The organism is Bacillus basilensis, from assembly GCF_050630465.1.
Classification (GTDB): Bacteria; Bacillota; Bacilli; order Bacillales; family Bacillaceae_G; genus Bacillus_A; species Bacillus_A basilensis.
The window spans coordinates 338,347-351,043 of record NZ_JBNTQO010000002.1; the positions used below are offsets into that span (position 1 = coordinate 338,347).

The 12,697-nt window shown below is 36.6% G+C and carries 17 protein-coding genes; 12 read left to right on the plus strand and 5 right to left on the minus strand.

Going from position 1 to position 12,697, the window contains the following annotated elements; all coding sequences use genetic code 11:
• Window positions 1–95 precede the first annotated feature (95 nt).
• Window positions 96–242 carry a YjcZ family sporulation protein gene (locus tag ACQVV1_RS05245; protein ID WP_000274562.1) on the minus strand — a complete coding sequence of 49 codons (147 nt, stop codon included), beginning with the start codon at window positions 240–242 and terminating at the stop codon, window positions 96–98.
• A 513-nt stretch (window positions 243–755) separates the two neighbouring features.
• Between ACQVV1_RS05245 and pdhA the strand changes: the two genes are divergently transcribed.
• The 5 genes from pdhA (at window position 756) to ACQVV1_RS05270 (ending at window position 6,117) form a co-directional block, all read left to right on the plus strand.
• Window positions 756–1,871, plus strand: coding sequence for a pyruvate dehydrogenase E1 component subunit alpha (pdhA, locus tag ACQVV1_RS05250; protein ID WP_000536893.1), 1,116 nt, complete (start codon window positions 756–758; stop codon window positions 1,869–1,871).
• Between the two features lie 3 nt (window positions 1,872–1,874).
• Window positions 1,875–2,852, plus strand: a complete 978-nt coding sequence (pdhB, locus tag ACQVV1_RS05255) for a pyruvate dehydrogenase complex E1 component subunit beta (protein ID WP_000068166.1) — start codon at window positions 1,875–1,877, stop codon at window positions 2,850–2,852.
• A 93-nt stretch (window positions 2,853–2,945) separates the two neighbouring features.
• The gene (pdhC, locus tag ACQVV1_RS05260; RefSeq protein WP_242252069.1) at window positions 2,946–4,235 is read left to right on the plus strand and encodes a pyruvate dehydrogenase complex dihydrolipoyllysine-residue acetyltransferase; all 1,290 of its coding nucleotides are present in this window, start codon (window positions 2,946–2,948) and stop codon (window positions 4,233–4,235) included.
• 5 nt (window positions 4,236–4,240) lie between these two features.
• Window positions 4,241–5,653, plus strand: coding sequence for a dihydrolipoyl dehydrogenase (lpdA, locus tag ACQVV1_RS05265; RefSeq protein WP_063223149.1), 1,413 nt, complete (start codon window positions 4,241–4,243; stop codon window positions 5,651–5,653).
• A 236-nt stretch (window positions 5,654–5,889) separates the two neighbouring features.
• A complete protein-coding gene (locus ACQVV1_RS05270) occupies window positions 5,890–6,117 on the plus strand; it encodes a hypothetical protein (protein WP_063223150.1) in 228 nt (75 codons plus the stop codon).
• A 1-nt stretch (window position 6,118) separates the two neighbouring features.
• Here the strand turns inward: ACQVV1_RS05270 and ACQVV1_RS05275 are convergent, their stop codons facing one another.
• On the minus strand, window positions 6,119–6,511 hold the full coding sequence (locus ACQVV1_RS05275) for a DUF1885 family protein (protein WP_097950712.1): 393 nt from the start codon (window positions 6,509–6,511) through the stop codon (window positions 6,119–6,121).
• 127 nt (window positions 6,512–6,638) lie between these two features.
• Between ACQVV1_RS05275 and ACQVV1_RS05280 the strand changes: the two genes are divergently transcribed.
• The 4 genes from ACQVV1_RS05280 (at window position 6,639) to ACQVV1_RS05295 (ending at window position 7,620) form a co-directional block, all read left to right on the plus strand.
• Window positions 6,639–6,935 (plus strand): DUF3055 domain-containing protein, encoded by a 297-nt coding sequence (locus ACQVV1_RS05280; RefSeq protein WP_060632076.1) that lies wholly within the window; start codon window positions 6,639–6,641, stop codon window positions 6,933–6,935.
• Between the two features lie 194 nt (window positions 6,936–7,129).
• Complete coding sequence (locus ACQVV1_RS05285) at window positions 7,130–7,258, plus strand: GapA-binding peptide SR1P (protein WP_060632075.1); 129 nt, start codon at window positions 7,130–7,132, stop codon at window positions 7,256–7,258.
• A 59-nt stretch (window positions 7,259–7,317) separates the two neighbouring features.
• Complete coding sequence (locus ACQVV1_RS05290) at window positions 7,318–7,446, plus strand: GapA-binding peptide SR1P (RefSeq protein ID WP_060632074.1); 129 nt, start codon at window positions 7,318–7,320, stop codon at window positions 7,444–7,446.
• Window positions 7,447–7,491: 45 nt separating this feature from the next.
• Window positions 7,492–7,620 (plus strand): GapA-binding peptide SR1P, encoded by a 129-nt coding sequence (locus tag ACQVV1_RS05295; protein ID WP_063223152.1) that lies wholly within the window; start codon window positions 7,492–7,494, stop codon window positions 7,618–7,620.
• 39 nt (window positions 7,621–7,659) lie between these two features.
• Here ACQVV1_RS05295 and ACQVV1_RS05300 read toward each other — a convergent pair whose 3' ends face one another.
• Entirely contained in the window at window positions 7,660–8,490 is an 831-nt protein-coding gene (locus tag ACQVV1_RS05300; protein WP_242252066.1) for a protein-glutamine gamma-glutamyltransferase, read from the minus strand.
• A gap of 75 nt (window positions 8,491–8,565) precedes the next feature.
• On the minus strand, window positions 8,566–10,038 hold the full coding sequence (speA, locus tag ACQVV1_RS05305; protein WP_242252064.1) for an arginine decarboxylase: 1,473 nt from the start codon (window positions 10,036–10,038) through the stop codon (window positions 8,566–8,568).
• Between the two features lie 365 nt (window positions 10,039–10,403).
• On the opposite strand from speA, the gene ACQVV1_RS05310 reads away from it, so the two are divergent.
• On the plus strand, window positions 10,404–10,673 hold the full coding sequence (locus tag ACQVV1_RS05310; RefSeq protein ID WP_063223155.1) for a UPF0223 family protein: 270 nt from the start codon (window positions 10,404–10,406) through the stop codon (window positions 10,671–10,673).
• Between the two features lie 80 nt (window positions 10,674–10,753).
• Here ACQVV1_RS05310 and ACQVV1_RS05315 read toward each other — a convergent pair whose 3' ends face one another.
• Complete coding sequence (locus ACQVV1_RS05315) at window positions 10,754–11,380, minus strand: YktB family protein (RefSeq protein ID WP_431168677.1); 627 nt, start codon at window positions 11,378–11,380, stop codon at window positions 10,754–10,756.
• Window positions 11,381–11,586: 206 nt separating this feature from the next.
• On the opposite strand from ACQVV1_RS05315, the gene ACQVV1_RS05320 reads away from it, so the two are divergent.
• Entirely contained in the window at window positions 11,587–11,775 is a 189-nt protein-coding gene (locus tag ACQVV1_RS05320; RefSeq protein WP_001250168.1) for a hypothetical protein, read from the plus strand.
• Between the two features lie 88 nt (window positions 11,776–11,863).
• Window positions 11,864–12,655 carry an inositol monophosphatase family protein gene (locus ACQVV1_RS05325; RefSeq protein ID WP_242252062.1) on the plus strand — a complete coding sequence of 264 codons (792 nt, stop codon included), beginning with the start codon at window positions 11,864–11,866 and terminating at the stop codon, window positions 12,653–12,655.
• Window positions 12,656–12,697: the final 42 nt, after the last annotated feature.

The following is a 12,697-nucleotide window of genomic DNA, read 5'->3' on the forward strand; positions in this document are numbered from 1 at the left end:
GCGCTTTGGAAAGCGTTCTACTATAGAATATGTATGTAATAAAAAGAAAAGACGGCAAAGCCGTCTGTTTCTTTCCATAGTTGTTTCGTTTTACATTAGCGAATGCAAGCAGCACCAACGATAATTAAAAGAATAAACAACACAACAATTAAGGCGAAGCCGCGTCCAGACCCGCCACAAGAACCGCCATAACCGTAGGAAGGATATGAACAAGTTGGATAGCAATAAGAGTATCCGTACATGAGATGACCTCCTTTATCATTTCCCGCTAATACTGCGGTTACTATAATGTATGGAGGGAAAGGGAGAAATGTATGGGTAATTACCTATAAAAGGAAGAAGAGTTTGTATATTTTTGTTAAGAAGAGAGAAAAACTAAAGAGAATTAAATCGTTTACATATTATTCTAAGAGAAAAAACAAGTTAAAAAGGGAATAATATAACAGTAGGTCAATGCTTACTAATACAGATGTGAAAAATAAAAACACGTTTGTGTAGAAGAAACCTGCAGATTATTTATAAAAAAACGTATTCAAAGTAATTGACATCGTAATTAGAATAGTTGTAAACTAAAAAACGTGATCAAGATTGTATTAATATGTTTCTGAAAAAACATTAGTACAGATTGTTAGGTACACAAAATTATTCTCAACCGACAAATAAATTTGTTGGTTTACATTGTTGCGTTTTCAGTCTAGCTAATAGATAGTGAAAGCGTTTCAGAATATGGTTCAAGAGAGGAAGAGGTGAACGGAATGGGTACTAAAACAAAAAAGACCCTATTTAATGTTGATGAGCAAATGAAAGCTATCGCAGCTCAATTTGAAACATTACAAATTTTAAATGAAAAAGGCGAAGTTGTGAATGAAGCAGCTATGCCTGAATTATCTGATGATCAATTAAAAGAATTAATGCGCCGTATGGTGTATACTCGCGTACTAGATCAACGTTCTATTTCTTTAAACCGTCAAGGACGTTTAGGTTTCTACGCACCAACAGCTGGACAAGAGGCTTCTCAATTAGCAAGTCATTTCGCACTTGAAGCAGAAGATTTCATCTTACCAGGATATCGTGATGTGCCACAATTAGTATGGCACGGTTTACCATTATACCAAGCATTCTTATTCTCTCGTGGACATTTCATGGGTAACCAAATGCCTGAGAACGTAAATGCACTTGCTCCACAAATCATTATCGGTGCGCAAATCATCCAAACTGCTGGTGTTGCGTTAGGTATGAAACTACGTGGTAAAAAATCTGTTGCAATTACTTACACTGGTGACGGTGGTGCTTCACAAGGTGACTTCTACGAAGGTATGAACTTTGCGGGTGCATTCAAAGCTCCAGCAATCTTCGTTGTACAAAACAACCGTTATGCAATCTCTACTCCAGTAGAAAAGCAATCTGCAGCTAAAACTGTAGCTCAAAAAGCAGTAGCAGCAGGTATTTACGGAATTCAAGTAGATGGTATGGATCCATTAGCTGTATACGCAGCAACTGCTTTCGCTCGTGAGCGCGCAGTAAATGGTGAAGGTCCTACTTTAATCGAGACTTTAACATTCCGTTACGGTCCACATACAATGGCTGGTGATGACCCAACTCGTTACCGTACAAAAGATATCGAAAACGAATGGGAACAAAAAGATCCAATCGTACGTTTCCGTGCTTTCTTAGAAAACAAAGGCCTATGGTCTCAAGAAGTTGAAGAGAAAGTAATCGAAGAAGCGAAAGAAGATATCAAACAAGCAATCGCTAAGGCTGACCAAGCTCCAAAACAAAAAGTTACTGATTTAATGGAAATCATGTACGAAAAAATGCCTTACAACTTAGCTGAACAATATGAAATTTACAAAGAAAAGGAGTCGAAGTAAGCCATGGCTCAAATGACAATGATTCAAGCAATCACTGATGCTTTACGCGTTGAAATGAAAAATGATCCTAACGTACTTGTGTTTGGTGAAGACGTTGGTGTAAACGGCGGTGTATTCCGTGCTACTGAAGGTTTACAAGCTGAATTCGGTGAAGATCGTGTAATGGATACTCCACTTGCAGAGTCTGGTATTGGTGGACTTGCAGTTGGACTTGCACTTGAAGGATTCCGTCCAGTTCCAGAAATCCAATTCTTCGGTTTCGTTTATGAAGTAATGGATTCAATTTCTGGTCAATTAGCTCGTATGCGTTACCGTTCTGGTGGACGTTGGACTGCTCCAGTAACAGTTCGTTCTCCATTCGGTGGCGGCGTTCATACTCCTGAACTACATGCTGATAGCTTAGAAGGATTAGTGGCTCAACAACCTGGTCTAAAAGTTGTTATTCCATCAACTCCATACGATGCAAAAGGTCTTTTAATCTCTGCGATTCGTGACAACGATCCAGTTATCTACTTAGAGCATATGAAATTGTACCGTTCATTCCGTCAAGATGTACCAGAAGGCGAATACACAATTGATTTAGGCAAAGCTGATATCAAACGTGAAGGTACAGATGTATCTGTTATCGCTTACGGTGCTATGGTTCACGCTGCATTAAAAGCTGCTGAAGAACTTGAAAAAGAAGGTATCTCTTTAGAGGTTGTTGACTTACGTACAGTTCAACCATTAGATATCGAAACAATCATCGCTTCTGTTGAAAAAACAGGCCGCGTAGTTGTAGTTCAAGAAGCACAAAAACAAGCTGGTATTGCAGCTAACGTTGTAGCGGAAATTAACGACCGTGCAATCTTAAACTTAGAAGCTCCAGTTGTACGTGTTGCAGCTGCTGATACAGTATTCCCATTCTCTCAAGCTGAGAGTGTATGGTTACCAAACCATAAAGATATTGTTGAAGCTGTTAACAAAGTAATGAACTTCTAATTTTTAGCTTTTCATGTGCAAAAGAAATCAGCACATGCTGGTTTCTTTTGTACATATTCCATAATAATGAAATGAATCAGGGGGCTGAATTCCGTGGCATTTGAATTTAAACTACCAGATATCGGTGAAGGTATCCACGAAGGTGAAATCGTAAAATGGTTTATTAAACCAGGCGATGAAGTAAACGAAGACGATGTACTTCTTGAAGTACAAAATGATAAAGCAGTAGTAGAAATCCCTTCTCCTGTTAAAGGTAAAGTACTTGAAGTACTTGTAGAAGAAGGAACAGTAGCAATTGTAGGAGATACATTAATTAAATTTGATGCTCCTGGATACGAAAACCTTAAATTTAAAGGTGACGACCATGATGCAGCTCCAAAAGCTGAAGAAGCAGCAGTAGAAGCTCCAGCAGCGGAAGCTACTCCAGCAGTAACTGCAGAAGTAGTAAATGAGCGCGTAATCGCTATGCCATCTGTTCGTAAATATGCTCGTGAAAAAGGTGTAGACATTCATACAGTAGCTGGTTCTGGTAAGAACGGTCGTATCGTAAAAGCTGACATCGATGCATTTGCAAATGGTGGACAAGCAGTAGCAGCAACTGAGGCTCCAGCAGCAGTAGAAGCTACTCCAGCAGCAGCGAAAGAAGAAGCACCAAAAGCACAACCAATCCCAGCTGGTGAATATCCAGAAACTCGTGAGAAAATGAGTGGTATCCGTAAAGCAATTGCGAAAGCAATGGTTAACTCTAAACACACAGCTCCTCACGTAACATTAATGGATGAAGTAGATGTAACAGAACTTGTTGCTCACCGTAAGAAGTTCAAAGCTGTTGCAGCTGACAAAGGTATTAAATTAACTTACCTTCCATACGTTGTTAAAGCTTTAACATCTGCATTACGTGAATACCCAATGTTAAACACTTCTTTAGATGATGCTTCTCAAGAAGTAGTTCATAAACATTACTTCAACATCGGTATCGCAGCTGATACAGACAAAGGTCTATTAGTACCAGTTGTTAAAGATACAGATCGCAAGTCTATCTTCACAATTTCTAACGAGATCAATGATCTTGCTGGTAAAGCACGTGAAGGTCGTTTAGCTCCTGCTGAAATGAAAGGCGCTTCTTGCACAATTACAAACATTGGTTCTGCAGGTGGACAATGGTTCACTCCAGTTATCAACCACCCAGAAGTAGCAATCCTTGGTATCGGCCGTATTGCTGAGAAACCAGTTGTGAAAAACGGTGAGATCGTTGCAGCTCCAGTATTAGCATTATCTCTAAGCTTTGACCATCGTTTAATTGACGGCGCAACTGCTCAAAAAGCATTAAACCAAATTAAACGTCTATTGAATGACCCACAATTATTAGTAATGGAGGCGTAATAACAATGGTAGTAGGAGATTTCCCAATTGAATTAGATACAGTCGTTGTTGGTGCAGGTCCTGGTGGATACGTTGCGGCAATTCGTGCAGCACAATTAGGTCAAAAGGTAGCAATCATTGAAAAAGCTAACCTTGGTGGCGTATGCTTAAACGTTGGATGTATTCCTTCAAAAGCGTTAATCAATGCAGGTCATCGTTATGAGAATGCAATGCATTCTGATGACATGGGTATCACTGCAGAGAACGTAAAAGTTGACTTTACAAAAGTTCAAGAATGGAAAAACGGCGTAGTTAAGAAATTAACTGGCGGTGTTGAAGGCCTTCTTAAAGGTAACAAAGTTGAAATCATTCGCGGTGAAGCTTACTTCGTAGATGCTAACACATTACGCGTAATGACTGAAGATGCAGCTCAAACTTATACGTTTAAAAATGCTGTTCTTGCAACTGGTTCTACACCAATCGAAATTCCAGGATTCAAATACTCTAAACGTGTTATCAACTCTACAGGCGCTTTAAGCTTACCTGAAATTCCAAAAAAACTTGTTGTAATCGGCGGCGGTTACATCGGTATGGAATTAGGTACTGCATATGCTAACTTCGGTACAGAAGTTACTGTAGTAGAAGCTGGCGACGAAATCTTAGCTGGTTTCGAAAAAGCTATGAGCTCTGTTGTTAAACGTGCTCTTCAAAAGAAAGGTAACGTAAATATCCATACAAAAGCTATGGCTAAAGGCGTTGAAGAAACAGAAACTGGCGTAAAAGTTAGCTTCGAAGTTAAAGGTGAAATCCAAACTGTAGAAGCAGATTACGTATTAGTAACTGTAGGTCGTCGTCCAAACACTCAAGAAATCGGTCTTGAGCAAGTTGGAGTTAAAATGACTGACCGCGGCATCATCGAAATCGATGAGCAATGTCGTACAAACGTACCAAACATCTATGCAATCGGTGATATCGTTCCTGGACCACCATTAGCTCACAAAGCTTCTTACGAAGGTAAAGTAGCTGTCGAAGCAATTAGTGGCCATGCATCAGCAATCGATTACATCGGAATTCCTGCAGTATGCTTCACTGATCCAGAATTAGCATCTGTTGGTTACACTAAGAAACAAGCTGAAGAAGCAGGAATGACAGTATCTGTATCTAAGTTCCCATTCGCTGCAAACGGTCGTGCGTTATCATTAAACAGCACTGACGGTTTCTTACAACTTGTAACACGTAAAGAAGACGGTCTTCTTGTAGGTGCTCAAGTTGCAGGTGCAGGCGCTTCTGATATTATTTCTGAGATTGGTTTAGCTATCGAAGCTGGAATGACAGCAGAAGATATCGCTCAAACAATCCACGCTCACCCAACATTAGGTGAAATCACAATGGAAGCAGCTGAAGTTGCTCTTGGAATGCCAATTCACATTGTAAAATAATTTAAGTAATGAAAATAGCCCATCTCTTATTTAAAGAGATGGGCTATTTTTTATTTTAATAAAATGGCTTGCAAGGTCTTTATATGTACTTGTCGAATGAATATATAATACTTTAAATGAATCGTTAGAACATATATTAATCTAAAAGCTGTATATATGCTTTCGTATAATATGTAATTGATTCAAACTTAATCCCATATATTAATAAAATAGAGCATGTCAAAGGAGAAGGTTCCATGAGAATATTACATGTTATATTTTATCATTTTTTATTATGGAGTGGTTTTTCCGTTGTATTAACGTTATCGAATGGTGATAAGTTTCATTATAAAGTTATTCTTTTTTTCGTATTCCTTTACTTAGCATATGTGATAGCATGTTTTGTATTACACATAAGGAAGCAAGCTTTATTTCTTACATGTTCGAATTGTATACTCTTTTTAATAATATTTTCTATTTTTTAAATTAACGTTTATAGAAATACATTGTTCTTCCATTAAATAGTTGTAACTCTCCTTCTAATTTCTTCGCTAGAAAACGGCAAAATTCATTTGCTTTTCCTTTATCACCAAATGTTGCATTAGGTGGTAAAGAAATCTGAATAAAAGATTGTTCCTTTTCTATACCAACACCAACATAAATGGAGTCATATCGATCGTGAGTAGATTGTAGTTTTAATGTTGTTGCTGATGTATCTAAAATTTCATAAGGAAAAGCGGTATTTGTATAAGTGTAATTAATTTGAACACCAGTTTTGGAAGTAACTGTTTTATAATAATGAAAAAGTTGTTTTATATCATCTATTGAAACAGATTGTTGATTGGATTTAGGTACAAGCGTAATAAAGGCATGTTGCATATAAGTTCCCCCTAACTTAGTAGAATACTATTATTTTACATCCTACTGAATTTTTTGACAATTAAAAGGAGTATTCCTTTTTTTGTTTAATATACTAATGAAAGGTGATATGGAAAGGTGGAAACCAATGTTTGAAAAATTGTATGATGAGCATGAAAGTGTGAAGGTACGATTTTTGGGGTTTATGACACATGATACTCGTTATGATTTTGGTATTATTTATACAAATATGTTTTTTGGAAAGCCACTCATTGTTTGCATGCAAACAGGAAGATCTACTTTACTTGGACGAGATGATGTAGAGAATGTTCAATATTTGCAGGAAATTTTCAAATTAGGATCAGAAGGTGAAGCGGCGGAATTAGCTCAGTTTTTCTCATTCCTAGTTCCATCTACTTCTTTGCATGCGGAATATGAAGAATAATTAATGTAAAACAGTCGTACGTATAAATATGGCTGTTTTTTTATTTGAATATCGCATACTAATTAAAAAATAAAATATTTAATGTGTTATACTAAAAACCTATTGACGTAAAAAGTATAACATATTAAAATAAAGACAGAAAGTTAAGCGGTTACAAAAGTTTTTGGGATTATAAACTTAGGGGGAAATGAAAAATGGGAACGATCGTATGTCAAGAATGTGAAGGTACAATTGCGCACTTCGAGGATGAAAAAGTAACGGTACTTTACGGGAAATGTGGATCTTGCGGATGTGATCACACAGAGCATACAAAAGCCCAATAATGGATAGGAAATGGACAGCTAAAAGTTTTTAGGACCATAAACTTAGGGGGAAATGAAAAATGGGAACAATCGTATGCCAAGTATGTGAAGGAACAATCGGACATTTTGAGGATGAGAAAACGACAGTACTTTACGGAAAATGTGGAACAAATTGTGACTGTGCTAATAGAGATAATGCGAAAGCTTAATGATAAATAAGTAAATTACTATAAAAACTCAGGGGGAAATGAAAAATGGGAACAATCGTATGCCAAGTATGTGAAGGAACAATCGGACATTTTGAAGATGAAAAATCAACAGTGCTATACGGGAAATGCGGATCTCATTGCGACTGTACTCATAAAGAACATACAAAAGCTTAATAATAAGAAAAAAAGCGCCTACATGTGTAGGTGCTTTTTTTAATAAATTGTAGTCGTATGACCTATTGTTGCAACGATTGCATCATCTCTAATCGGAATAAATCCTATGGATGTCTGTGGAGTGCTAGGAGAGGTGTAGTGGCTCATGAGACGGCTATCAATACGGGTGATAGTATCGGTCAAGAAAGCCGAAATAAAAGCATAAGGGACTCGTCGTTCATTTAACGAGTATATAATTTCCTCTTTTGTTTTTACACCTACGCCATGTCCGTAAAAAAAGAAATTTCCTAAATAAATTGTATTTTCTCCTTGCCACTCAATTGTAGCTGGATTCACTTGTGGATTTTTAAAATAAACGAGATCACCTGGGACAAGATCGCCACCCATTTTTGTTATGAGCTTTAAATCTTGGTCGTAGTCCCACGTATAAAGTAAAAGATTTGCAAAGAGACGATTGAAAGTTTCTTCCTCATACAATGAGAGTAAAGCTTTGTAAAAAATAATGATCATAGCGGTGGCGCATTCAGTTCCATATAGTTTTCCGTTTTTGAAAATATCTTGTATGGCAATGGAAGGGGGTATGTTTGGAAGGAGCTCGAATCCTCCAAGGGACGTTCTTTTCCAATACTGAGGGTTGCAAAAGGATTGCTGAAATGTGCGAAACTGAAATCCACTTTGAAAAAGTTCTAATGCAGAAGTAATAATATTAACTCGTAAATTTAGGTCAAAGCTGAGTTCATCAGATGTTCGGAAGGAATAAATTTCTTGATTTCCTGCCATTATAGATAAAATTTGTTGTTTCTCAGCTGCAAATGGCTCATATTCATTTGTGATATAAGGATGTACAATAGAACGGCCTATTACAATCATAATAGTATCCCCACCTATACATTACATTACTCAATATCGTATGAGAAAAGGGAAAAAGGGTGAAAGAAAAGCCTATCAACTGATAGGCTTGTACTCTTTAATCACACGTAATGTTTGTAATGTCATATCTTCAGGACCTTGTACAGGTAAACCCGCTTCTAAGTTTTTACGAATATACTCTAAGTTATCTTGTGTAATAATTTCCCCCGGAGTAAAGATTGGAATCCCTGGCGGATAAACCATAACGAAATCAGCTATAATACGACCTGCTGCATTTTCAAATGGGATGACTTCTGTTTCTGAATAAAAAGCATCTCGAGGAGAAAGTGCTAGCACTGGTATTTCTGGAATTTCTACTTGTATTTGAACACCTTTATCAGCTTTATTTCTAAATGTTGCTGCTAAATCTTGTAATGCTGCAATAAGTGTATTTGTCTCACTTTCTGTATCCCCGAAAGTGACAAGACATAGTATGTTGTATAAATCTGAGAGTTCTACTTCAATGTTATATTGCTCTCTAAGCCATACTTCAGCCTGATGGCCTGTAATACCTAAATCTTTCACAGATACAATTATCTTTGTAGGATCATAGTTAAAAGTAGCATCCGTACCTAGCATTTCCTTACCAGGACAGTAAAGATGCTCAATAGCATTTATAGCATCACGAACTTGTTCCGCTAATTGTATTGTTTGTTCTATGAGTGCCGTTCCTTCTGTAGCAAGACGTTTTCTAGCAACATCTAGGGATGCTAACAAGATGTAAGAAGTTGATGTAGTCGTAAGCATGCTAATAATAGATTGAACATGTTTTACGTTTACAAGACCTTCTTTTACATTAAGAATAGAACTTTGAGTTAAAGATCCACCTAATTTATGAACACTTGTTGCTGCCATATCTGCACCGGCTTGCATCGCTGACATCGGTAGTTTATCGTGAAAGTGAATGTGAACACCATGTGCCTCATCAACTAGTACAGGGATATCGTAAGAATGTGCTAATTGTACAATCTGTTCTAAGTCTGCAGCAAAGCCAAAGTATGTTGGATTAATAACAAGTAAGCCTTTCGCATCTGAGTGCTCTTCAAGTGCCTTTTTGACAGATTGAATTGTGATTCCATGTGAAATACCAAGTTTTGGATCGATTTCAGGATGCATGAAAATAGGTTTTGCACCTGAGAAAATAATAGCTGACATTACTGATTTATGCACGTTTCGTGGCACTAGTATTTTGTCACCAGGACCGCAAACGCTCATCACCATTGTCATTATTGCGCCACTTGTACCTTGAATAGAAAAGAAAGTATGATCCGCACCAAATGCAGCGGCTGCTAAATCTTGTGCTTCTTTAATCATACCTTTTGGATGATGTAAATCATCGAGCGGCGCAATATTAATTAAATCAATTGCTAATGCATTATGCCCAATAAATTCGCGAAATTCAGGATCCATGCCCTGTCCTTTTTTATGACCTGGAATATGGAATTGAATTGGATTTCGCTTACTGTGCTCAACTAAAGCGGTAAACAATGGTGTTTCGTATTGGGACAATCTATACACCCCTTCTTTTTTTATATTTATTAGAGTTTGTTTTATATAATCTTGTTCTAAAAAAGTTAAGTTCTTTTTTAGAATGAGACTTGTTTTTCTGCCATTCACAAAAGCTTTTCTGAGATGGGAGCTTCACTTTATTTTCTATAAAACAAAAGCATTATATCACCAATAATTATAGATGTATAGCAAAAAATATTTTTACGCTGAGTATGTTAAATAGTTGTTCCCTACTAACTTCTAGAGGAAGACAATTCCATTAGAATGAATAAATAGTGTATAATGCAAAGTGGCTATAGTGAAGAAGAAAAAATCTCTTTAAAATAGCGTATTGAAATAAGAAGAAATGGTAAATGAGGTGCAAAATGGAATATCAATATCCGTTAGATTATGATTGGTCAAATGAGGAAATGGTTGCAATTGTGAAGTTTTATGAAGCGATTGAGAAAGCATATGAAAAAGGAATTATAAGAGAAGAGTTAATGGGATTATATCGTCGTTTTAAAGAGATTGTTCCATCGAAAGCAGAAGAAAAGAAAATTGATAAAGAGTTTCAAGAAGTAAGTGGGTATTCTATATACCGTGCGATTCAAAGGGCTAAAGAAATCGAAGAACAAAAGCTTGTAAAAATGTAAAAATATTTTGAAAAATAAAAACTGAAGTGATATAATGTGATAACAACTAAAAACGGACAATATAAATTGTCCGTTTTCTACTATCGATTACAAAGTGCATATAAAGGAAGGAGTGATTGCATCGTAGATTCAATCTTAGCAAGGAATTGTTCGTTGGTCATTGCTGAAAACTCCTCTGGTGATATATGAATACCAACTAATAATTCTGCTTTTTTCACAGTAGCTAGACGCTCAACCATCTTTTGTAAGTCTTCTGTTTCAAGTGTTTTATGTAATTTTACACTTGGTTTAGTATGGTCAATGGACCAAACGAAGTCATTTGGAATATTTGTTTTTAAATCATTTAAATGTTCTAAGAAGGCGTGAGCCGTCTCCACTTTTTGTGGACACTCATAGATTAAACCAAAGTATATGAAGGCATGAGTACCCCATAGTCCAATTTGGAAATGTGGTAGCATTTTATATCCGCGTTTATTTGTTGAAAAAGCAACCCAAGTATCGTTTGGTGGATTGACTTTGCGACGTGCATGTTTTGCTACATGATAAAAAAAGTTCTCATCAGTTTGTTTGGATAAATACGTTGCAAACTGTTCCCCTAAAGTTTCTAGCTTAGGATGAATGTTCGTTTTAATTGCACTCATTCGTTCTTCGAGACCATCAACTGTAAAGACCTCAAAATCAGTTGATTTGAATGTTTCTAGTGTCATGATTGTTCCTCCAACTCCTATTTTGCTTTTATTTTAGCATAGCTTGTACTATTCATAAAAAGAACAGCACAAAAAAATTTAAATAAAAAAATATAATTTTGTTGCATAGATGATTTCTCCAACATAGTATAGTATAAAACAAAAAATCAGAAAATTAAATTAATTCTAGTCCGAGGGCAGACGAATATTGGGAGGAGGCAAATAATATGAGACAGGTGATTAATGCGTTAAAGAGAACAGATGCTGAAAAGAGAATACCGGTGCTACGTTTGGAGCTAGATTATGAATTAGCGACTTTATACGATGCGATGATGGAAAATGATAAACAGAAAAAAGAAGAGTGTGTACAAAAGTTAGAAGTGTTAAGACTTGAAATGATTCGTTTAGAAGCGTAATAATAGTATATGTATAAAAAATTAGTTGGTGCGAACCTTATAAAGGGTTCGTTTTTTCTGTGAACAGTATAGATCGGAGTGTTTAAACATGCAAGAAGTATGGAAAGACATCGATGCACACGCCAAGCAGTGGATTCGAGATGCGGGAGAGCGTTTAATGGCATCAATGAAAAAAGCACTTATTATAGAAACGAAATCCAATGCAGCTGATTTAGTAACAAATATGGATCGAGAAATAGAACAGTTTTTAATTGGGAAAATTAAAGAAACATTCCCGAATCATAGTATTTTAGGGGAAGAAGGTTATGGAGATGAGGTAACTTCTTCTGATGGGGTTGTTTGGTTAATTGATCCAATTGATGGCACAATGAACTTTGTTCATCAAAAGAGAAATTTTGCAATTTCAATTGGAATTTATGAGAACGGTATCGGAAAGATTGGACTTATTTATGATCCAGTTCATGATGAATTATATCATGCGTTAAAGGGGACTGGAGCATTTTGTAATGAAGTACCAATAACTTTATTGGAAAAAGGGACTGTAGAGCAAGGTATTGTAGCTTTAAATGCGATATGGCTTACCGACAATCCATTGCTTAATATGGAAAGTATGATGGCACTTGTTAAGAAAGCAAGAGGCACGAGATCATATGGCTGTGCAGCGTTAGAGATGGTATACGTTGCAACAGGAAGAATAGATGCATATGTAACGCCGAGATTATCACCGTGGGATTTTGGCGGGGGACAGATAATTGTAGAGGAAGTTGGGGGCAAGGTGACAACATTTTCTGGAGCCCCGCTTTCTATCGTAGAGAAAAGCAGCGTATTAGTTGCAAAACCAGGGGTGTATGAAGAGGTGTTACGATTTATATCTAAGTAACAAAAAAAGTAAGAGGCTGTATACACGCTTCTTACTTTTTGA